General features: G+C 46.0%; 18 protein-coding genes. 14 read left to right on the top strand and 4 right to left on the bottom strand.

Annotated features, from left to right (window positions below):
* Nucleotides 1-52 precede the first annotated feature (52 nt).
* The 12 genes from ppcB (at nucleotide 53) to NTX75_11710 (ending at nucleotide 14287) form a co-directional block, all read left to right on the top strand.
* Nucleotides 53-1459, top strand: a complete 1407-nt coding sequence (ppcB, locus tag NTX75_11765) for a phenylphosphate carboxylase subunit beta (protein MCX5816897.1) — start codon at nucleotides 53-55, stop codon at nucleotides 1457-1459.
* A 98-nt stretch (nucleotides 1460-1557) separates the two neighbouring features.
* Entirely contained in the window at nucleotides 1558-3210 is a 1653-nt protein-coding gene (locus tag NTX75_11760) for an AMP-binding protein (protein ID MCX5816896.1), read from the top strand.
* Nucleotides 3207-4424 carry a Tm-1-like ATP-binding domain-containing protein gene (locus NTX75_11755; protein MCX5816895.1) on the top strand — a complete coding sequence of 406 codons (1218 nt, stop codon included), beginning with the start codon at nucleotides 3207-3209 and terminating at the stop codon, nucleotides 4422-4424. Before NTX75_11760 ends, NTX75_11755 begins: the two co-directional genes overlap by 4 nt.
* 27 nt (nucleotides 4425-4451) lie before the next feature.
* A complete protein-coding gene (locus NTX75_11750) occupies nucleotides 4452-5330 on the top strand; it encodes a xanthine dehydrogenase family protein subunit M (protein MCX5816894.1) in 879 nt (292 codons plus the stop codon).
* 21 nt (nucleotides 5331-5351) lie between these two features.
* Entirely contained in the window at nucleotides 5352-5822 is a 471-nt protein-coding gene (locus tag NTX75_11745; GenBank protein MCX5816893.1) for a (2Fe-2S)-binding protein, read from the top strand.
* A gap of 19 nt (nucleotides 5823-5841) precedes the next feature.
* On the top strand, nucleotides 5842-8193 hold the full coding sequence (locus tag NTX75_11740) for a molybdopterin-dependent oxidoreductase (GenBank protein MCX5816892.1): 2352 nt from the start codon (nucleotides 5842-5844) through the stop codon (nucleotides 8191-8193).
* A gap of 12 nt (nucleotides 8194-8205) precedes the next feature.
* Nucleotides 8206-8853 carry a hypothetical protein gene (locus NTX75_11735; GenBank protein ID MCX5816891.1) on the top strand — a complete coding sequence of 216 codons (648 nt, stop codon included), beginning with the start codon at nucleotides 8206-8208 and terminating at the stop codon, nucleotides 8851-8853.
* Between the two features lie 38 nt (nucleotides 8854-8891).
* Nucleotides 8892-10739: a PEP-utilizing enzyme gene (locus NTX75_11730; GenBank protein MCX5816890.1), complete on the top strand. Its 1848-nt coding sequence runs from the start codon at nucleotides 8892-8894 to the stop codon at nucleotides 10737-10739.
* A gap of 90 nt (nucleotides 10740-10829) precedes the next feature.
* On the top strand, nucleotides 10830-11894 hold the full coding sequence (locus NTX75_11725; GenBank protein MCX5816889.1) for a hypothetical protein: 1065 nt from the start codon (nucleotides 10830-10832) through the stop codon (nucleotides 11892-11894).
* Nucleotides 11895-12047: 153 nt separating this feature from the next.
* A complete protein-coding gene (locus NTX75_11720) occupies nucleotides 12048-13265 on the top strand; it encodes a Tm-1-like ATP-binding domain-containing protein (GenBank protein MCX5816888.1) in 1218 nt (405 codons plus the stop codon).
* Nucleotides 13266-13316: 51 nt separating this feature from the next.
* Nucleotides 13317-13694 (top strand): hypothetical protein, encoded by a 378-nt coding sequence (locus NTX75_11715; GenBank protein ID MCX5816887.1) that lies wholly within the window; start codon nucleotides 13317-13319, stop codon nucleotides 13692-13694.
* A complete protein-coding gene (locus NTX75_11710; protein ID MCX5816886.1) occupies nucleotides 13691-14287 on the top strand; it encodes a UbiX family flavin prenyltransferase in 597 nt (198 codons plus the stop codon). Before NTX75_11715 ends, NTX75_11710 begins: the two co-directional genes overlap by 4 nt.
* Before the next feature lie 4 nt (nucleotides 14288-14291).
* Here the strand turns inward: NTX75_11710 and NTX75_11705 are convergent, their stop codons facing one another.
* On the bottom strand, nucleotides 14292-15566 hold the full coding sequence (locus tag NTX75_11705) for an MFS transporter (protein ID MCX5816885.1): 1275 nt from the start codon (nucleotides 15564-15566) through the stop codon (nucleotides 14292-14294).
* A 285-nt stretch (nucleotides 15567-15851) separates the two neighbouring features.
* Between NTX75_11705 and NTX75_11700 the strand changes: the two genes are divergently transcribed.
* Nucleotides 15852-17594, top strand: coding sequence for an amidohydrolase family protein (locus tag NTX75_11700; protein ID MCX5816884.1), 1743 nt, complete (start codon nucleotides 15852-15854; stop codon nucleotides 17592-17594).
* Nucleotides 17595-17664: 70 nt separating this feature from the next.
* Here NTX75_11700 and plsY read toward each other — a convergent pair whose 3' ends face one another.
* The gene (gene plsY / locus NTX75_11695) at nucleotides 17665-18249 is read right to left on the bottom strand and encodes a glycerol-3-phosphate 1-O-acyltransferase PlsY (GenBank protein MCX5816883.1); all 585 of its coding nucleotides are present in this window, start codon (nucleotides 18247-18249) and stop codon (nucleotides 17665-17667) included.
* Between the two features lie 151 nt (nucleotides 18250-18400).
* Between plsY and rpmB the strand changes: the two genes are divergently transcribed.
* Nucleotides 18401-18592 carry a 50S ribosomal protein L28 gene (gene rpmB / locus NTX75_11690; GenBank protein MCX5816882.1) on the top strand — a complete coding sequence of 64 codons (192 nt, stop codon included), beginning with the start codon at nucleotides 18401-18403 and terminating at the stop codon, nucleotides 18590-18592.
* Here rpmB and NTX75_11685 read toward each other — a convergent pair.
* Together NTX75_11685 and NTX75_11680 are read right to left on the bottom strand one after the other, a co-directional pair.
* Nucleotides 18589-20724, bottom strand: coding sequence for a bifunctional (p)ppGpp synthetase/guanosine-3',5'-bis(diphosphate) 3'-pyrophosphohydrolase (locus NTX75_11685; protein MCX5816881.1), 2136 nt, complete (start codon nucleotides 20722-20724; stop codon nucleotides 18589-18591). The two genes, rpmB and NTX75_11685, sit on opposite strands and share 4 nt — an antisense overlap.
* Entirely contained in the window at nucleotides 20711-21694 is a 984-nt protein-coding gene (locus NTX75_11680) for a response regulator (GenBank protein MCX5816880.1), read from the bottom strand. The genes NTX75_11685 and NTX75_11680 overlap by 14 nt, the downstream gene beginning before the upstream one ends.
* Nucleotides 21695-21860: the final 166 nt, after the last annotated feature.

Genomic DNA, 21860 nt, shown 5'->3' with positions numbered 1-21860 from the left:
TGCGTATTTAGGATTCTTCTAACATACAGAAAATTTAATAGGAGGCCTATTCATGAAAGACATGAGGGATTTTATTCAAGCAGCGGAAAAGGAGGGACAACTCAAGAAAGTCAAGGCTGAAGTAGACTGGAATCTCGAATTGTCCCATATTGCAAAGCTCAATGAGGAAAAAAGCGGGCCGGCATTGCTCTTTGAGAACGTGAAGGGGTACAGTTCGCCTGTCATCACCAGTGTCTGCACAACCACTGAAAGACTTTCGTTGATCATGGGTGCACCTATAAAATCAAGCCTTGTGGATCTCATGAGGTTCTGGGTAGAGAAGGGTAAAACCCCGGTGCCACCGAAATTCGTGGACAGATCTCAGGCTCCCTGTAAACAGAATATCATGAAGGGCGATGATATTGACCTTTTCAAATTTCCTGTTCCCAAATTTTACCCAAAAGATGGCGGCAGATTTTTTGGAACTGCTCATTTTATTATTTCCAAAGACCCTGAAACTGGCTGGGTGAATCTCGGAACTTACAGAGCGCAGCTTCTTGATAAAAATCATTTAGGCACTCAGTTTATCAAGGGTAAACATGCGGATATCATGCTGAAGAAATATGCAGCTATGGGGAAGCCCATGCCGGTAGCCGATATTGTTGGGTCTGACCCGCTTCTCTTCTTGGTAGGCGCCGCGCGTATATCAGCTTTTACATCAGAGTATGACTTTGCCGGCGCTGTCCGTGGAGAGCCAATAGAGGTTGTAAAGGGTGAAACAGTTGACCTTCCGATACCCGCGCACGCTGAAATCGTGGTTGAAGGCGAAGTAGACCCCAAAAAATTTATGGCTGAAGGACCCTTCGGAGAATATACAGGATATTACTCAGGTGTGGGGACAGATGACCGGAATTTCATCAGTGTTAAATGCGTTACATATAGGAATAATCCTATTTTCTGGGGTACAACAGTGGGCCGTGCAGTAACGGATACACATATGACGATGGCCCTCACCTATGGCGCTACGCTCTGGCAACAGCTTACCGATATGAAGATTCCAGGCATTAAAGCCGTCTACTGTCCTCCGGAAGGATCAGGAAGGTTTCTGGCTATCATCTCGGTGAAGCAGATGTATCCGGGCCATGTTGACCAGGTCGGTACTGCCGCTATATCGACTGAAATGGGTGCCTATGGCCTGAAGACGGTAATCATTGTGGATGAGGATATAGATCCATGGGACATCCCCCGGGTCCTTTACGCCCTCAGTTTCCGGTTTCAGCCGAACCGCTGTCAGGTAATCAAAAGGGGTCGTTCAACACCGCTCGATCCATCGCTGCCGATTGATGCGAGAGATATAACGGGCAGACTTATCATTGATGCAACTATCCCGTACGAATGGAAAGAAAAGCCCATACCAATCGAGCTCGATCCTGAAATTGTAAAAAAAGTACAATCCCGCTGGGCAGAGTTGGGGTTGTAAGGATAGCAAATTCAGTGAACAGTGGTCGCCTGCATAAAAAATGTTTCAAACTATTCACTATTCACTAACGGCTATTCACGAAAATAAAGGGGAACGCTATGAGACCGATACGATATACAGATGAGATGATTAGCGAATTTAAGAGAGATGGCTATTGGACTGACGAAGTCTTTTCTGATTTCTGGCGAAGAAACGCCCTCGAATATGGCGACAACGAGGCTCTCGTAGACTCGACCTATCGGGTGACGTGGAAACAGGCCTGGAGACTCCTTAATAATCTTGCCTATGCATGGGTGAGCATGGGCATTCCCAAGGATGCACGGATTATCATTCAAGCCCCCAACAGCGTGTACGGGTTCATCGCCCGTATCGCTGCCGAACGTGCCGGTTTGATTTCTCTTACTGTCTACCCCTATCTGAGGGAAAAGGAACTGACCTATATGGTAGAACGGACAGAGGCTGTGGCCGTTGCTATTCCTCATGTTTACCGAAAATTCAATTATCTTGAAATGTACAGGGAGTTGAAAAAGACCGCTCCCTATCTGAAAAACTTCTTTCTCTTTGATGAGGAAGTTCCGGCTGATGCACCTGAAGGGACCTCCTCTCTGATCAAACTCGCGAACCAGGATATTGACGAATCGAAATATAAAGAACTCGATAACAGAAAGTTCAGTCCCTATTCCGACGTCGGTCTGCTGACCAGCACCACAGGTACCACAGGTTTGCCGAAGCTGGTGGAGTGGCCCGAGGCGTCGAGGATATGCACGTCAAAGGCGCGGGTCGATATCTGGAAACTGACAAAAAATGATATCGCGGTGGCGATTGCGCCCCATGCGGGAGGGGCAGCGGGGACGCTGACGTACTTTGCCGCACCGCTGGTAGGCGCAAAGACCGTAATGATGGAGGAGTTTGATCCCGAAGGGGCTCTAAAGTTGATAGAGAAAGAAAAGGCAACGGCCATCGGTGTGGTGCCGACCCATCTGGTGCGTATGCTGGAAGTGGATGAAAAGAAGTATGATCTGAGCTCGCTCCGGTTCATCCGCTCTGCCGGAGGATATCTGCCACCGCAGGTGGCCGAAGAGGCGGAACAAAGGTTTCAGGCCACCATTACCAGTGATCTGGGCACTCAGGATGTGGGTTCTGTATCCGGTTGTACTATCGATGATCCGGGCCAAATAAGGCGCAGGACTGTGGGGAGGATGCTGCCCGGCAACAAAGTAAGACTCCTCGATGATAACGGAAAAGAGGTTCCCGACGGACAACCCGGTCAATTATGGTTCCGGGGACCACATGCGCCGGCAGGGTATTACCGCGATCCTGAATCGACGGCTCCCGTATTCGATGAGACTGGATGGACCACAACCGGCGATATTGTAAGGGCAGAGGACGGCTGTCTCTGGATAATGGGCAGATCGAAAGATATGATTATCAGGGGCGGTCAGAACATATACCCCGCTGAAATCGAAGGCATTCTGAATGAACATCCGAAGATTGCAAATGTTGCGATTGTAGGTTACCCCGACAGGGAGATGGGCGAGCGGGCCTGTGCCTATGTGGTTCTCAAGGGCGGCCAGACCCTCTCAAAAGACGAAATGGTTTCCTTCCTGAAAAAGAAAAAACTTGCCGCCTTCAAACTTCCCGAGAGGCTCGAAATTGTTAGTGCCCTTCCCACCGTGGGAGACTCCGGCAAAGTGGACAAGAAGGTGCTCAAAAGTGACATCGAGAAGAAGGTGGCCGGAGGACAACAGTGAAAACGATACTGATCGTCTCTACCCTCGATACAAAGGGAGTGGAAACGTTTTATTTGAGAGACAGGATAAAAGAACTTGGTAAATTACCCGTGATTCTCGATATGTCCATGAGGCTGGCAGAAGACATGAAGGCCGATATCCCCCCTCAGGAAGTAGCGAAAGCAGGAGGAAGCAGTTTTGAAGAGATCCTTGCATCCGGGGAAAGGGCAAAGAACACTGCAATCATGACAAAGGGTGCGCAAGTTATAGCATTGAGTATGCGGAAAGAAGGGAAGCTTGACGGGATCATTGGTATTGGTGGTTCCACCGGCTCCCTGATGGCAACGGACGTGATGAGGGCACTTCCCTTTGGAGTCCCCAAGCTTATGATATCCGCAACGGCTGCCTTGCCGGGCATGTCAACCAGGTATATTGATGTTGGCGATATATCCCTTATGCATTCTGTGATAGAAATATCAGGGTTGAGCGATATTCTCAAAAATGTAATAGACAGGGGAGTTCATGCGGTATGTGCTATGGCTGAGGTCACTCCAATCCAAACGAAAGGGGAAGCTGAAAAGAAGAAGGCCATTGCCATTACGATGCTGAGCCCTGTTGAAAAGTGTGCGAGCACTATGAGGGCAATGCTCGAGGAAAAGGGGTATCAGGTTATAGGTTTTTCTGCGGCAGGGATCAGCGATAAGGCTATGGAGATCATGATTGAACAAGGATTTTTTGACGGGGTGATAGACCTTGCCCCCGGCGGTGTTATTGAGCATCTTGTTGGCGGTATGAAGGATGCCGGACCAAATCGTATGGAGGCAGCAGGAAAAGTTGGTATCCCGCAGATTATCTCCACCGGCGGGATAAACTATGTTACTCCTCCCAAATCCAGGTACACTGACGATCACAAAGCGCGCAAGAAGTATGATCTTGACAGGTTCCGCACATGGCTCAGGGCTTCCCCTGACGAACTCAGAAGGGCTGCAGCCGCCTTTACGGAAAAACTGAACAAGTCGAAAGGACCGGTAAAGGTTGTAATTCCGCTAAAGGGCTGGACCAATTTTGATATACCGGGGAGCGCAACATATGATCCTGAAGAAGACAGGATATTTGTGGACGAATTAAAAAAAGGCTTGAAGCCTGAGGTTGAAGTTATAGAGGTTGATGCAAACATTGAAGAAACCCTTTTTGCTCAGGCATTAGTTGATGCAGGTTTGAAGCTGTTTGGATAATTAATTTAAGTTTTAAAGGAGGCTTGGATGCTTATATTACCAAAATTTGTTTATTACGAGCCGAGGGATATGTCTGAAGCATGTAAAATCATGTCGGATTTGAATAGCAATGCAAAAATCATCGCAGGCGGGACAGATATCCTGGTAAATATGAAAAAAGGCTTACTTTCACCCAGGTACCTCGTAAGCATTGCAAAGGTTTCGGGGCTGTCTGAAATAGGGCCGGTAAACGGGAGTATCTCTATCGGGGCTCACCTCATTGTGGCAAAGTTAGCGGAGTTTGAAATTATCAGGAAAAGGCTCCCTTCTCTTGCTAAGGCAGCAAGGGCATTGGGCTCACCCCTTATCAGGAACAGGGCAACCATAGGGGGAAATATAGTTACTGCACGGCCTGCAGCCGATCTTCCGCCTCCGCTTCTCGCAATGGGTGCAAAGGTAAAACTGGAAAGCGTGAAGGGTATCAGAGAGGTCGCCCTTGATGACTTTTTCCTGGCTCCCGGTGCAACCATAATGAGGCCGGACGAGATATTAAGCAGGATTGTAGTCGATGAAATGCCGCCATTCACAGGAAGTGACTATATAAAATTAGGACACAGAAAGTCCCTCGAGATAGCAATTGTGGCAGTGGCGTCGAGGATTACCCTGAATAGTCCTGATGGTGTGATAAAAGATGCTAAAGTTATATTGAGCTCCGTTGCACCAACAGCCATTCACGCGGTATCGGCAGAAAAGGTTTTAATCGGTGAAAAACCCACCGATGCGCTTTTAGAAAAGGCAGCCCGGCTTGCGGGAACCGACTGTACTCCTATTACAGACATCAGAGGCGGCGCTGAATATCGTTGCGCAATGGTGGAAGTATTAACAAAAAGGACATTATTGGCTGCAGTAAAAGAAGCCCAAGGCTAATTGAGGAGAAAGAGGTGTGCGATGAAACAACTTATAACGCTTTTTGTAAATAATAAAGAATATGAAATTGCTGTTGCCCCAAACGAGACCCTTGCCCAGGTATTAAGAGAAGACCTTAATCTGCTCGGAACAAAAGAGGGATGCGGGATAGGGGACTGTGGCGCATGCACGGTAATCCTTGACGGAAGACCCGTGAATTCCTGTCTGGTCCTTGCCGTCCAGGCAAACGGCAGCCAGGTTTCGACAATTGAAGGGGTTGCGGAGGGCCAGACGCTCCATCCTCTCCAGCAGGCCTTTGTAGACCATGGTGCTATTCAGTGTGGTTTTTGTACCCCCGGGATGGTTCTTTCGGCAAAAAGCCTTCTGGATAAAAATCCTGATCCTTCAGAATATGAGATTCGAGAGGCTATATCAGGCAATCTCTGCAGATGCACAGGGTATCAAAAGATCGTAGAGGCTGTGAAGGCTGCATCGGAGAACATGAAGAAATAATCAAGGAGGAAAGCATATTATGAAGGACTTTAATGTGATAAATTCAAGGCTTCCCAAGGTCGATGCCCGTGTAAAGGTCACAGGGGATGCGCGCTATGCCGCAGACCTCTCCATGCCGAATATGTTGTACGGGGCGCTTCTTCAGAGCCCCCTTGCACACGCAAAGATTAAGCATATCGACACATCAAAGGCAAAAAGGCTAATTGGTGTTAAGGACGTAGTAACTGCACAGGAGGCAGGTCCTGTAAAATTCGGCGTAAGTCCTGCCAGATACGATGAGACTGTGTTTAGTTTCGATAAAGTCAGATATGTGGGAGATGAAATCGCTGCTGTAGCTGCAGTAGATTTAGAGACTGCCCTCGAGGCTGTTTCATTGATAGAGGTAGAGTATGAAGAACTGCCGATTCTTCTTGATCCCTTTGAAGCCATAAAAGAGGGGGCGCCGGCAATCCACGATGATTACCCGAACAATATAGGCGCTGAGGTTCATCAGGAGTTCGGGAACGTTGAGGATGCCTTAAAGGGATGCGATTATATAAGAACGGATAAATTTGTAAATAAGAAACAGGATGGGGCCTTTCTTGAACCGCAGGCCTGTGTTGCCGTCTATGACTACACCGGGAACCTTACCCTTTACTCGTCTACCCAGACACCTCATTATGTTCAGCGGACTGTTTCAATGGTGCTTGGCATCCCGATAGGAAAAGTAAGGGTCACAATGCCTTATGTGGGCGGCGGTTTTGGACCGAAGGCGTCGGCAAATACACTTGAACTTTCTGCATGTCTTCTTTCCGTGCGCACGGGAAGACCCGTGAAAATGGGTTTCACCAGAGAGCAGGTGTTCTGGCATAGCCGTGCACGTCACCAGTTTTTCCATGAGCTGACAACGGGTGTAAAAAAAGACGGCACCCTCATTGCCTTAAAGAATACATGCTATCTCGACGGTGGTGCCTATTCAAGCTTTGGCATTGCCACGGTATACTATGCAGGTTCCCTTCTCGGTGCACCTTACAAGCTTCCCAATATGAAATATGACGGTTACAGAATATACACAAATAAACCTGCCAACGGTGCACAGCGCGGACACGGCGGCGTTGCGGCGAGGGCGGCGTGGGAGCAGCAACTGGATGTAATTGCGGAAGAACTCGGCATGGACCCTATTGAATTCAGGCTTAAGAATATCATGCAGAGAGGTGATGTGACCTGCAATGATTTCAACATGAGCAGTCTGGGAATGAAGGAATGTCTGGAGGCAATCCGTGATGGTTCGGGATGGAAAGACAAGAAAGGCAAACTCCCGAAGGGCAAAGGGATTGGTGTAGCATGCGGTTTCTTCGTATCCGGTGCAGGATTTCCTATTTACCGCTCGGAAACCTTCCATTCAACGGCAATGATAAAGCTTTCAGAGGACGGAGGTACAGTAAATCTTTATACTCCGGCAGCGGATATCGGGCAGGGCTCCGATACGGTTCTTACTATGATAGCAGCGGAGGCGCTTGGGGTGCGGTACGAGGATGTAAGGGTGTCTTCGGGTGATACTGATTTTGGTATTGACCTCGGGGCCTATTCATCGCGGCAGACCCTCATGTCCGGTCATGCAGTGAAAGAGGCAGCAGAAGATGTTAAGCGGCAGGTGCTGGAAGTCCTTTCGGAAAAAATGAAAATCCCCGTGGAGGATATGGATATAAAAAACGGGGTTATTCTCTTCAAGAAAGGAAAAGTTGATTTTTCCGCCCTCAGGTCAAATTACATCAAAGAACACCGGGGGTGGCTTGAGCAGCCCGGTGGGGATGAACTGACATTTGAAGAGGCGGCACGCATTGCGTACCTCGAGAAAGGGGTCGTCGTAGGAGGTGGTGCATATAAACCGGGAGAGTTGGGAGGAAAATACAAGGGCGCCACAGTGGGGACATCCCCTGCCTATGGGTGCTCGGCTCAGATTGTGGAAGTTACGGTGGATATGGAAACCGGTAAGGTTACGGTAGACGATATGACCGATGCCCATGACTGTGGTTTTGCCATTAACCGTACAAATGTCGAAGGGCAGATGCAGGGTTCTCTCTCTATGGGATTAGGTGAAGCGTTGTTTGAAGAGATAAAGTTTGATGACAAGGGAAGGGTGGCAAACCCGACACTCGGAGAATACCGGATAGCAACTTCTCTTGATATGCCCAATGTGAAAACAATCATTATTGAGAGCAATGAGCCCAACGGTCCTTTTGGCGCAAAGGAAGTCGGTGAAGGTGCAATCATGCCGACGATCCCTGCTATATTAAATGCCGTTTATGACGCCACAGGAGTGAGGATACAGGAGCTTCCCGTCACATCCGAACGTGTGCTTATGGCATTAAGAGAAAAAAATAAAAAATGAAAGGAGGTGCCCATGTCCATCTTGTTTATCCAGAACTGGGATATTATTCACGGCAAAGGGGATGAGTATGCTCGATTTGTGACCGATACCTACATACCCGAAACCTCAGCCATGGGTTTTATTCCGGTTGGGGGATATTATGTAGAAGTCGGTTTCGGACCAAAAGTGCTTGGGGTATATGCCTGTAACGCGCTGGAAGAGTTGACAGCTTTTGTTACGAGTAAGAGATTCAAGGATCTGACAGTTGAATTAAAGTCGTTTGTTTACAATTACAAAAGCTCGGTATATGAGCCCACGGGAGCAGTGAAAAGAGAGAAGTACACGATACAGAAGGGGGTCTGGAAGTTTAACCAGTATTATGACATTATGCCCGGCATGAAAAAGGCCTATGCGGATTTTGTCATCAATGAACACTTGCCGGCAATGCAAAAGATTGATTATGTGGAGGTGACTGGCGGGTGGAATACTGTCTTTGGCGGTTTCAGCGAAATTATTGCGGAATTTACCTTCAAGGACCCTGTAGATATCGGGCGGCTTTTCAATAACGAGGACTTCAGGAGAATCACCCTGACATTGAAGAATGAATATGTCAGGAATTATGCAAGCAGGGTATTGCGCTCCACAGAGCGCTTCGATGAGCCGAAATGGCTCAGGCTTTAAAAAATTTATAAAATCCTTGAAAAAGGGGAGGAGAGGTTATGGCCGGTAAAACATTCATGGATCCGCACGATGTTCCCACCATTCCAGGGACAGAGGGATGGGAAAAGCTCTACCCGTATCAGTACCAATTTTCAAAAGATGATCCTGAACGGGCCGCTTTCGAGAGCAGCCAGATATGGTATTATGATGGTCTGCACTACCCGGAGCCGCATTTTCCTTTTGATCTTATATGGGATGAGGCTTGGTCATTGGCGCTTTCCCAGTATAACACGCGCCACTTTATTATTCCGCCGGCGATGGGCATTGATCACAGAATTGTTAATGGTTATGTCTATATCACCCCTGTAGGTATCGCAGATCCTGAGGTTATCGGGAAGAGAATACCGTTATTTATGGAGAGGGCCGGATATTACTATCAGAACTGGGACAGATTGTATGAAAACTGGAAAAAGAAGGTAACGGCCCTTATTGCGGAGCTTGAGGCAGTCAACTTTACTGATCTTCCCGAGATTGAAGATATAAGTGTAATAACCGAGGGCAAAGGTGTAGGCAGTGGATATACGCTCCTCAAGAAGTATGATGATGTCATCAACATGGGGCTTCTCAACTGGCAATACCATTTCGAATTTCTGAACCTCGGATACGCTGCATATGTGACCTTCATCAATACGTGCAATCAGATATTCCCCGGGGTACCCATATCCACCCTTACAAAGATGGTGGCGGGTATTGATGTGGTCATGTACAGACCTGATGCCGAACTTATCAGGCTTGCTAAACTCGCGCTTGATACAGGTCTCGATGAACTGGTCCTCAAACCCTTAAAATCAGGGGACCTTATGAATGAACTGGCAAGGGTACCGGCAGGCAAGGAATGGCTTGCAGAGTTGGAAAAATCCCGTTACCCATGGTTCCATATATCAACGGGTACAGGCTGGTATCATCATCACATAAGCTGGAATGACAACCTCGACATACCCTTTGATGCGATAAGGATGCGCATAAACAGCATCAAAGAAGGTAAAGAGGTTGAACGCCCCACTGAAAAAATCATAAAAGAACGGGACAGAATCGTTGATGAATACAGGAAGCTGATCAAGACTGATGATGATCGGGAGGCCTTTGACCAGGTCCTCGGAGTAGCAAGGACAGTATTCCCTTACGTGGAAGACCACCTTTTCTATATAGAGCATTGGTTTCACAGCATCTTCTGGGGAAAAATCCGTCAGGTAGGTCAGATGCTCCAGAATGCAGGCTTCATTGAAAATGCGAACGAAGATATCTGGTTCCTGAAAAGGGACGAGATCAAACAGGCCCTATGGGATTACACCACTGCATGGGCAACGGGGGTAAAGCCGAGGGGGCCGTCATACTGGCCGAAGGAAATTGCAAAGAGAAAGGGTATATATGAGAAATTTAAAGAATGGACACCTCCTCCTGCCCTGGGCGTCCCGCCTGATGTAGTCACAGAGCCTTTTACCATAGTGCTTTGGGGTGTGACGACTGACGTGCTGTCTGAATGGCTCAAAGGGGAGGGTGCAGAGGGTGATCAGAATATACTGAAGGGTTCACCCGGCTCCTCGGGCAAAGTGGAAGGCAGGGCAAGGGTTTTGAAGAATGTGGAAGAACTTGCGGATCTTCTGGAGGGTGAAATCCTTGTCGCCACTACAACATCCCCGAGTTGGGCACCTGCCTTTGTGAAGATCGCAGGCGCTATAACCGATGTAGGAGGACCGATGTGTCACGCCGCTATAGTATGCAGAGAGTATGGGCTTCCCACGGTAGTGGGAACAGGCAAAGGCACACGCCTCATTAAAACTGGGGATCTGATCAGGATAGACGGGGATTCCGGGATAGTAGAGATACTCGAAAGGGTAAATAAATAATCTCTGGCTCCTTTTCCTGTAGCAAGGGCAGCAACGGGCCGGGGGTGCCTGTTGCCGCCCTTGCACGGGATCACTGTAAGGGAGGGATGAATGGCAGACAAGACGGAAAGATTTACGTTATGGTACGAAGAGACGGATGGCAAGGATTTCCCTCTCGTGGGCAAGAAAAATGCGAACCTTGGCGAGATGATAAAGGCGGGAATCAGGACCAGCCCAGGTTTCTCCGTCACAATTGCTGCAAATGAGAAATTTATCATTGATACAGGCATTAAGGAAAAGCTCGGTAAGTATCTGGAAGGGCTTGGTGAAGCCACATATGAGACAACAAAGAAGGCGAGCGCCTATGCAATCTCTTTGATTGAATCGGCAGCATTGCCTGCCGAAATTGAAGATGATATCCTGGCAAATTACAGAAAACTCTGTGAGTTTTCCCGTACAAACAATGTTCCTGTAGCGGTGAGAAGCAGCGGCGCCATCTCCATGCCGGGCCAGATGGAAACGTACCTTAATATCCGGGGGGATAAGGATCTTATAGAATATGTAAAGAAGTGCTGGGCCAGCGCCTATAACGTGGAAGCCATCATGTACAGGGCAAATAAAGGGGTAGGGTTCCTCTTCAATATCGGTGTTGGAATTCCAAAAATGGTCAATTCGAGGGTTTCCGGCATCATTTTTACCCTGAACACCTTGAATGGCGATCCGTCCAAGATATCCTTGGATGTAAGTTACGGCCTTGGTGAGGCGGTGGTGAGCGGTCTTGTTACACCTGACAGCTTCCTCGTGGACAAAGTAACCCTTGATACAGTCAAAACAACCATAGGGAGCAAGGAGACTCAATGTGTGTACAGGGAGGGGGGGAGCGATATCGTCCAGGCTGATGTTCCGAAGGAACAGAGGGAGAAACTATGCGTTTCACTTGATGAGGTGAAAGAACTCTGCCGTCTTGGAAAAGTGATAGAAGATTATTATGGCAAACACTATGACATTGAATTCGGCATCGATGCAGATCTCGTGTTTCCTGAAAGTGTCATTATTCTTCAGGTGAGACCGGAGTCTATATGGAACAAAAAAGAAGTTACAGCCCGAACTGAGAAAAAAAAGGACCCCATGGAACGTATATTAAGCCAACTGTTGACCGGGGTGAAGCTGAAATAACAACTTAGAGCGTATAGCGTGAAGTAATCTATAGCGTAGAGCGCATAGCCCCCGCTGCGTGAGCCCCCACTGCGTGAGGACAGGAACAGGCGTATAGGATTTAAAACTAAACGCTCCAGGTTGAGCGCTATTCGTTGAGGAGAAAGTAAAGTATTGGATAAAAAACTTCTTATCATCGCTACCCTTGATACAAAAGGCCGTGAGGCAGAATTTGTAAAGGGGTGTGCTGAAAGCCTCGGGATCGGCACCGTATTGATGGATGTGGGAACACTGGGCGACCCCTTATCAGCCCCTGATATTTCCAGTGCGGAGATTGTCCGGGCAGCAGGGTATGACCCTGAAGGATTGAAAAGGACGGGAGATCGTTCAGCCTCGGTACAGTCAATGCAGGAAGGGGGCAGGGTATTGGCGAATCAACTGCTCCATGAGGGAAGAATGGGCGGTGTCTTCGGCATGGGCGGCGGGACCGGTACGTCCATAGTCACATCCATTATGCGATCATTGCCCTTTGGTCTTCCAAAGGTGGTTGTTTCTACTGTTGCATCCCGTGATATCAGGGAATACATAGGCACGAAAGACATCGTCATGTTTCATTCTGTAGCCGACATTCTCGGCCTGAACGAATTCATGTGTCATATCCTCAGGCAGGCAGTCCATGCCGTATGCGGAATGATGCAGATGGGTGATACTATTAAAAAAGGGAAGCCGATGGTGGGCGTTACTGCATATGGCATCAATTCTGCCTGTGCGCTTTACGCTGAACCCCTCCTTGAGAAGAGGGGGTACGAGATGATTGCCTTCCACGCTAATGGGGTTGGTGGAATGGCAATGGAAGAGATGATTGAGGAGGGTCTGCTTGTTGGTGTACTCGATTTTACTTCCCATGAATTGGCAGACGAGATGTATGGTGGATATTGCAGGGGTATAGGACAGAAACGATTTGAAATGGCAGGGAAAGCCGGGGTGCCGCTTGTTTTTGCCCCCGGTGGCCTCGATAACGCGGTCTTCAGCCCGTTCTATCCTATGCCTGACAGCTTGCAAGGTCGAAGAACCCATATGCATGATACCAGGTTTTGTGTACGCATGGAACAGGAAGAGATGAAGCTGTTCGCACGGATCATAGGAGAAAAACTGAATAAATCACAGGACCCCACACACATATTGATACCCAGAAAAGGCTGGTCTGAAGCCGATAAATCCGGAATGGAGCTGTTTGATCCGGAAATAGACCAGGTCTTTGCGGATGAATTAAAAAGATCACTCAAACCAACTATACCTGTTGAAGAAATGGATGTTCATATCAGTGACCCTGCTTTCGCTGAAAGAGCAGTAGAAATACTCGATGAAATGATAAGAGCTAAAAAGGCATAACATGCATACTGCATCTCGCGAATATAACGCTATCCGGACAGGTCCTTGAATATGGATTATCTTGTTATAGAAGAGAAGAATGGCCGGTTTGAAATATTCGCCGAAATAAAACAGTTAGGCAAGGACCTTCTTGTCATTGTCTATGGCGGTGCAGCACACATAGGGGCTATTGGTATGGCTCAGCCGCGGGCCAGCCTGAGGGATCCCGAAAAAGCCAGTGCTACCAGTTCAACCTATACATATATCGGCCATAAAGAAGATGCAGTGGTAAAAACAATGTCGGAGGAAATCGCAAAGAGGCTGAACAAAAAGGTTGTTGTTGTTGCCGGGATACACTGGGATGAACTATCAATGGAAGAAATAGAAATTATTATGGAGGCTTGCAGGACGATAACAGAAAAAGTAATTACGGAGGTACAAAAATGGTGAAACGGATTGTGGTGGGTATAACAGGCGCAACGGGTGTTATATATGGTGTAAGGTTGCTTGAAGTATTAAAGGATTTAAGCATAGAGGCACACCTTATATTTTCTGATGCTGCAAAACAGAACATATCAATAGAAACGGATCTTTCTGTACGGCACGTTGAAGATCTTGCGTACAAGGTTTATGACGTGAAGGATCTGGCAGCTCCTGTTTCAAGCGGATCCTTCAGGACATATGGAATGGTGATAGTACCCTGTACAATGAAAACATTATCCGGTGTGGCGAATTCATATAATGATAATCTTATGGTGAGGGCGGCCGATGTTATGCTTAAAGAAAGGAGGAGGCTGATCCTCGTGGTAAGAGAGACGCCTCTCCATAAGGGCCACCTTGAATTAATGAGCAAGGTAGCTGATCTGGGAGGGATCATATTACCGCCTGTACCTGCCTTTTACCATGCCCCCCGTAATATCGAAGATTTGATTGATCATACGGTTGGCAAGATTTTAGACCTTATGGATATTGATCATTCGCTCTTTAAGAGGTGGGAGGGAATCCCTGTGGATAAGGAGAAACTCAAAATAATGCATAAATGAAGCACTACATCTTTTTTATTGTTTCCTTCGAGAACATAATACTTATCAAAGCGAGAAGACTTATAACAAAAAGTAGCCAGATCATCGATTTGTAAGCCGAAGGTGGATATACCCCCTGAATTTTTCCTGTCCTATCGAGAATGTACCCGATTAACGGCTGAAATATAATGCCTCCGATAAAAGGAAATACGTTCATCGTGCCCATCGAGGTACCGGCTATACCTGGAGGGAAAAGTTCTTTTGTTGCCACAATAGCGATTGTTCCCACAGAACTGATTGTGATACCCATTATGAAGAAAATTACATAGAGCCATACGGTTGAAAGTTGCTCAAAAAAGGTTAACATGGCAAACCAGCATAGAGAGTTGAGAACTGAAGTCCATACGAGAACCTTTTTTCTGCTTGAAAGGGTTTTGTCGGACATGTGGCCGAGAACCGGACTTAATAAGATCATGGCAAAGGCAATCATGGACAGGATGTTACCCGCAGAATACTGCGAGAGGTGGTAGGTTTCAATAAGATATGGGCCTGCCCAGAGGCCAAAGAAGCCGAAGAGTGCACCACCTCTGAAAATGAACCAGATTGCAATTGCCCAGAAGTGTTTTTCCCTGAGGATCATTTTTAAATCTTTTATGATGTTCATGTTTGTGTTTTCTGAAGAACCCGGTATCTCAGTTATATTTGGAAATCCTTTTTTTGCAGGGGTATCGGCCAGAATAAACCATGAACAAGCCGCCGGTATAAGAGAGAATACACCGACTGCAATAAATGACTCTCTCCAGCCAAACGCTTGTGACATTAAAGCAAGAGGCGTTGTTGCCATAAGCCACCCCAATCCGCCCGTTGCCATGAGTACGCCGGAAACCCTGGCAAGTTCCACCCCCTTAAACCAGTTAGCCAGAATCCTCATGGCTGCAACAAACAAAGCAGAAACACCGATCCCGATAAAAACTCTTGAAATGATGGCAACTGAAAAACTTGGTGATAAACCAAAGGAAATAGCGCCCAATGAAGCTATGAAGCTTGAAAGTATAATGACTTTTCGCGGTCCCCACCTGTCAGAGAGAATACCAACAGGTATCTGCATTATCCCGTAGGAATAAAAATATGCTGAAGCGAGAACCCCAAGGGCTGTACCGGATATTTCAAAAGCATTAATCAGTTCAGGAGCTGTAATTGCCGGTGCAACACGGTGAAAGTAAACGAGCAGGTACTGGATCGACAGGATCCAGAAGATGAACCATCTGTAGCGTAACGCCTTTTTTAATCCTTCATGCATGCGAATTTGGTTTTTAGCCCTCAGCTAATTCTTATAAATCAGATAGGGTGAACAGACAAGATAAAACTGAGGATTTATCGGTTTTACAAGCCGGAGATTTTTGTGTAGAATAGTACCAATTCGGATTCATACCAAGTTGCATTCAAAAGCGCATCGAGGCAGCGATGACGAACCGACGCAGGCGTACATAGAAGTACGTCGAGTAGCGTGAGGAAGAGATAACAAAGATGAGCAAATGAAGGCAGCTCGGTATCAGTAATAAAACAAGGGAAAGGTTAAAATATCATGCAGAAAGAGACATTAAAGACATTGTTAAATGTTGCCAAAGGGTTAACGCCGCCTGATTTGATTATAAAAAACGGAAATATTGTAAATGTTTTTACCAACAGCATAGATGAAAATTTTACTCTTGTTATCAAGAATGGATGGATTGTTTCCGTGGAGAAGGATGACAGCAAGACTGTATACAAAAATACAAAGGTTATGGATGCCGGTGGTTTATATCTATGTCCGGGTTTTATCGATGCCCATACCCACCTTGACAGCATGATTCCCTTTTGCGAATTTGTCCCCTATGCCCTCAGGGGAGGTGCAACGACAGTTGTTACGGAAACAAGTGCAGCGGCATGTGCGTGTGGAATAGAAGGGGTGAATGCCCTTGTTGACAGCACAAAGGGATATCCGATACGGTGTTTTTTTCTTGCACCCCCCCTCACTCCACCTTTTCCAAAGATGGAAGGTTCAGATGGGTTAAGTTTGAAAGAAATGAAGGCAATCCTGAGAAGGGAGGAATTTCTGGGTATCGGTGAGGCTTACTGGACAAGGATTGTAGAGGGCGACGAGAGGATTCTTGCGCAGGCGGCATATGCACAGACCCTGCATAAGGCGCTCGATGGCCATTCAGCGGGGGCAAGGGGGAAAAACCTTATACAGTATGTTCTTACAGGAATAACATCGTGCCATGAGTCAATAAGCATTGATGAGGTATTGGAAAAACTTAGATTTGGCATGTATATTATGATCAGGGAAGGGTGGGTAAGGATGGAGCTCCCCGAACTTTCGAAAATAAAAGATTTGGATGTAGATAAGCGCCGGATCATGCTGGTTTCGGACGTATTCGATGCGGTAATGCTTTATGAAGACGGGTATCTGGATTCCATTGCAAGGAAGGCCATACAGTACGGATTCTCGCCGATAGAGGCTATAAAGATGATGACCATCAACCCTGCCGACTATTATGGATTAAGGTATCTTGGTGCAATTGCGCCATTGAGGCAAGCTGATATCCTTTTTCTGAAGGATATCATGGAAGTGTCGATAGAGAAGGTAATGGCAAACGGTGAAATCGTATGGTCAGATAAGAAATTATTGAAAACTATTGAGCCTCATATTTATCCCGATTCGGTTCAGGACACTGTCACTGCTAAAAAGCTTACGGAAGAGGAACTCAGAGTCAGGTCTAAGTCGCATAAAATCATTATAAGGGTGATCGAAGTAGTAAATCAGACAATAACGAAGGAAATCCACTATGAAGCTAAAACAAGGGACGGTTTTTTAGAAAAGGATCTTAACGAGGATATAATACCCGTTGCCATCATTAACAGGAGAGGTGGGAGAAAAATCAGTAAAGGATTTATCAAAGGTACCGGTATTAAACATGGTGCTGTTGCCACAACGCTCATATGGGATACGGGAAATATACTTACCATAGGAAGTGACGAAAAGGATATGGCTGCCGCCGTAAACAGACTCATCGATATAAAAGGCGGTACGGTGATTGTGCACAACGGAAATGTAATATATGAGTTTTCCATGCCGGTATTTGGTATCATGCCCGTCGCCAGACTGGAAGAAATAAAAGATAAAACGAAGGAACTTGAAAAAAAGATGAAGGAAATCGGTTCATTTCTCGAAAGGCCTTTTCTGACAATCCAGACAATTCCCTTCACGGGGCTGCCTTTTTTAAGGATAACGGACAAAGGGCTGGCGGATATTAAGAATAAAAAGTTGGTGTCACTCTTCGTTTAGGGAAGAAGGTGAAAGGTGAAAGGTAAAAGGCAGGCTGAAGGCGGGAAGGCTGAAGGTGAAAGGCAAGAAGCTATGAGCGAATTTTACTCTCTTTCCCATCAAACAATCTTCTGATGTTGTCCTTGTGTTTTATGAAGATAAGAATCCCGACAACCAAAGAGAGGTAGATATATTCATGGGGTTTTTTTAACACAAGCAGGGCAAGCGGCATAAGGCCTGTCCCGACGAGGGAGCCGAGGGACACATAACGCCACTTGAGAAGTACAAGGATGAAAATTACAACATTTATCAATATAGCGGGAGGGCTGACTGCAAGATAAACCCCTACTGCAGTTGCAACGCCTTTACCTCCCTTAAATTTCAAAAACAAAGGAAACAGATGGCCAATGAAGGCCGCGAACCCTATTGCGGTGATCACAAAAGCCGGTTGTTTAGAATAGAGCGCAAAGGTTGTTGGGATCAGTCCTTTAAGAATATCCCCGATCAAAGTCAGAATGCCAAGGGTTTTACCCGCCGCCCTCATGACATTGGTAGCACCAATGTTTCCGCTCCCTACTTTCCTCGGGTCAGCGCCTTTTATCTTCGCAAGGATTATGCCCACGGGTATAGAGCCGATGAGGTATGCAATGACAATCCACAAGATGTAAAGGGACATGGAGTTAAGATATTTAAAAACTCATTTGTTGTCAATTGGAAAATTTGTTGTCAATTGGAAAAGATGAATGCTTTAATTTGTATTGACATATAAGGTCTAAATTAGTAAAATCCTTAACCTTAAACCTTAGGCAATATGAACGGAGGAATAGATGGCAAGGGTTTGTGAGATATGCGGCAAAGGTAAGCAGATTGGCTATAATGTAAGTCACGCGAACAACAAATCAAAGAAAGAATGGTTCCCCAATTTACAGACTGTAAAAATCGTGAAAGATGGTACAACGCAAAAAGCAAGACTCTGCACGAAGTGCATTAAAAAAGGTAGTTTTCAAAAGGCAGCCTAAACCGTTCCCAGGATTCTTTCTACCGACCGTACACCCTTAATTTTTTGTATCGATTTGATGACTTTCTGGAGTTGTGACATGTGCCCGATTTCTATTTCGTAGATACCGGCTGCAGTTCTATCGGAATTGGTCATTGCCTGGGCACCGATGATATTGACCTTATTTGAGGCCATAGTCGAACTGATATCCGAGAGAAGGCCCTTTCTGTCGTCCCCCAATACTTTCAGCTTTACCGGATAGGTGAAGTTCTTATTTAATTCCCACGAGACTTCAATCCTGCGCTGTTCGTCATACGTATGAATGTTTGGACAGTCTGCCGTATGTATTGTCAACCCCCTTCCCCTTGTAATAAAACCGAAAATTGTATCGCCGGGTATGGGATTACAACATTGCGCAAATCTTACAACCATCCCGTCAACACCCTGAATCTTTATTGCGCTGTCTTTACTCCTCTTGATACTGCTGATTATCTGCTTGAGTTTTCCGGGTTTTTCGTTTTCCGGAATGACCTTACCGAGTACCTGCAAGGGTGTGTACAAACCATACCCTACGCTGGCAAACAAGTCCTCCACTGTTTCGAAGCTAAATTCTTTGCCGATATTGAGAAGCTCTCCCGACTTGAGCATTTTGGAAAAACTCATATCGTGCTTTGATAATTCCTTTTCGATAAGTGTTTTTCCGAGTTCAACGCTTCTCTCCCGTTGTTCTGCCTTGATCCATTGCCTGATCCTTGTTTTTGCCCTCGATGTTTTGACAAAACCCAACCAGTCTTTGCTTGGTTTATGGGCCGGATTAGTTTGAATATCAATAATATCACCGCTTTTTAGTTCATGCCGCAAAGGAACAAGTTTCCCGTTCACCTTTGCCCCGACACACTTATGACCGAGTTGCGAATGTATGGCATAGGCAAAATCAACAGCTGTCGCCCCCTTGGGGAGCTCTTTCACATCACCTTTTGGTGTAAAGACATAGATTTCATCAGGGAAGAGATCTATTTTAAAGACCTCCATAAATTCCTTGTTATCTTTTAATTCCTGTTGTGATTCAATTACCCTTCTAAGCCATCCGAATATTTTATCTTCTTTAGGATCAAAGGCCCTTCCTTCCTTGTATTTCCAATGTGCAGCAATCCCCTCTTCGGCAATCTTATGCATCTCGTGTGTCCTTATCTGGATCTCAATCTTTTCACCGTAAGGCCCAACTACTTTGGTATGAAGGGACTGATACATGTTGGGTTTAGGCAATGCAATAAAATCGCTGAACTTTCCTGGTATGGGTCTGAAAAAGGAGTGTATCAGACCAAGGGCCAGATAACACTCTTTGACACTGTCAACCTTTACCCGGAAGGCAGTTATATCGTAAATATCATCTAATTCTACCTTTTCCAGCATCATTTTACGGTAAATGCTGTATAGCCTTTTGGCCCTTCCAGATACTTCAGCATGTAGTTTATACTGTTCAAATTTGCTCTTTAAGAGTTCTATGACTTCATGGATGTAGGCATCTCTTTCCTTCTTCTTTTTTGCAATTTTTGTGTTTATGGTTTTATATTCCAGAGAGTGGAGATATTTGAAGGCCTCATCTTCCAACTCTCCCTTTATCCATTCGATACCCAGCCGGTGAGCAAGGGGCGCATATATCTCGAGGGTTTCTCTGGCAATGTCAACCTGTCTGTCAGAGTTAAGGAAATTGAGGGTTTGCATGTTGTGATACCTGTCAGCCAGTTTAATGAGTATTACCCTTATGTCCTTACTCATGGCGAGTATCATCTTTCTGAAATTCTCAACCCTTGAGTCTTCCGAGGTTTTTAAGGGAATCTGACCGATCTTTGTCACCCCATCGACAAGTTCTGCAACCTCCTTCCCGAAATATTCTTCTATCTCCTTTTTGTTCACATACGAATCTTCTATGGTGTCATGGAGAAGGCCGGATACGACACTCGGAATATCGAGGTTCATTTTGGTTAATGTGTATGCTACTTCAAGGGGATGAACGAGGTAGGGCTCTCCGGAGAGTCTTATCTGTCCTTTGTGCGCCTGGGCAGAGAAGATATAGGCCCTTTCTAAAGTCGGCACATCGGCCTGTGGATTATATTTTAATATTTCATCGACAATGTCATTAAATCTTACCATTTCTGATCCATTTATAATATACGACAGGCGGGGACGACGGGAAAGGGCTGAATGAACCCACCTTTTTGAAAGTGGCGGAACCATTCAGTTTTCTCAGTGTTTCCTCTGAAATAACAATTTCACCGTGTGCGGCGAATTTTTGAAGACGGGCTGCAATGTTTACCGGCATGCCCAGAGCGGTATATTCTTTTTTGCTTATTGAGCCGAAGATGCCCGTAACAACATATCCTGTGCTTATACCGATACCCATTTGAAAAGCCTTTTTTGAACCTTCCATATTTTCTATCATCTCAATGCCACATTCCACTGCATTTTCTTCGTCTTTATCATAATGGATAGGGGCGCCAAAGAGCGCCATGACACTATCGCCGATATATTTGTCTACTATCCCCTTGTGTTTTGAGACAATGTCGCTCATAGGCTGAAAATAATATTTGTTAAGGAAGGAAGCAAGCTCTTCGGGAGGCATAGTGGAGGTTAACCGTGTAAAGCCCCTGATGTCGGTAAACAATATTGTAACAGGCGATATTCTTGGCTCAAGGTATGCCGGTTCATCAAGGAGTTTATCGAAAATATCCGGCGCAACAAACTGTCTCATCCTTCTCTTGACATAATACTCCTTGATTTTCCATTTTAATTCTTTATTTTGAAATGGTTTTGTAATGAATCCATCAATGCCGGCCTCTATCGCTTTTATTGAAGATTCCAGGGTGCCATACCCCGTGAGGATGATTTTCGTAATGCCCTGATGTGTTCTGTTTATCTCTTTTATTGTTCTTATACCATCTATCCCCGGCATAATAAGGTCACAGATTACAATGTCGAGGTTGGTACCATTATTCGAAAGAATCGTCAGTGCATCTTCACCGCTTGATGCCGTCTGAACGGAATAGCCGTCTTCCCGCAGTATTCTTGTAAGTGACCTTCTGATCCCTTCTTCATCATCAATAATAAGTACGTCTAATCGCATGTATCATACCCCGTAACTTTTATAATATCTAAAAGGAAACAAAATGACAAGGGTTTAATAGGCTGCGGGCTCCACTGCTTCAGTGAATAGTCGTTAGTGAATAGTAGTCAGTTAAAAACCTGTTCACTGTTCACGATTCACGAATCTCGGTATCATAGAAAATTGC

The sequence above is a fragment of the Pseudomonadota bacterium genome, from assembly GCA_026388315.1.
In the GTDB taxonomy this organism is placed as follows: Bacteria; Desulfobacterota; Syntrophorhabdia; order Syntrophorhabdales; family Syntrophorhabdaceae; genus MWEV01.
The sequence above is the reverse complement of the archived record's forward strand: the minus strand, read 5'-3'. Positions and strand labels throughout refer to the sequence as shown.

Coding starts and splice junctions, on each gene's coding strand:
- ppcB (MCX5816897.1), top strand. CDS start 53: ATGAAAGACATGAGGGATTTTATTCAAGCAGCGGAAAAGGAGGGACAA.
- NTX75_11760 (MCX5816896.1), top strand. CDS start 1,558: ATGAGACCGATACGATATACAGATGAGATGATTAGCGAATTTAAGAGA.
- NTX75_11750 (MCX5816894.1), top strand. CDS start 4,452: ATGCTTATATTACCAAAATTTGTTTATTACGAGCCGAGGGATATGTCT.
- NTX75_11745 (MCX5816893.1), top strand. CDS start 5,352: ATGAAACAACTTATAACGCTTTTTGTAAATAATAAAGAATATGAAATT.
- NTX75_11740 (MCX5816892.1), top strand. CDS start 5,842: ATGAAGGACTTTAATGTGATAAATTCAAGGCTTCCCAAGGTCGATGCC.
- NTX75_11735 (MCX5816891.1), top strand. CDS start 8,206: ATGTCCATCTTGTTTATCCAGAACTGGGATATTATTCACGGCAAAGGG.
- NTX75_11730 (MCX5816890.1), top strand. CDS start 8,892: ATGGCCGGTAAAACATTCATGGATCCGCACGATGTTCCCACCATTCCA.
- NTX75_11725 (MCX5816889.1), top strand. CDS start 10,830: ATGGCAGACAAGACGGAAAGATTTACGTTATGGTACGAAGAGACGGAT.
- NTX75_11715 (MCX5816887.1), top strand. CDS start 13,317: ATGGATTATCTTGTTATAGAAGAGAAGAATGGCCGGTTTGAAATATTC.
- NTX75_11705 (MCX5816885.1), bottom strand. CDS start 15,566: ATGCATGAAGGATTAAAAAAGGCGTTACGCTACAGATGGTTCATCTTC.
- NTX75_11700 (MCX5816884.1), top strand. CDS start 15,852: ATGCAGAAAGAGACATTAAAGACATTGTTAAATGTTGCCAAAGGGTTA.
- plsY (MCX5816883.1), bottom strand. CDS start 18,249: ATGTCCCTTTACATCTTGTGGATTGTCATTGCATACCTCATCGGCTCT.
- rpmB (MCX5816882.1), top strand. CDS start 18,401: ATGGCAAGGGTTTGTGAGATATGCGGCAAAGGTAAGCAGATTGGCTAT.
- NTX75_11685 (MCX5816881.1), bottom strand. CDS start 20,724: ATGGTAAGATTTAATGACATTGTCGATGAAATATTAAAATATAATCCA.
- NTX75_11680 (MCX5816880.1), bottom strand. CDS start 21,694: ATGCGATTAGACGTACTTATTATTGATGATGAAGAAGGGATCAGAAGG.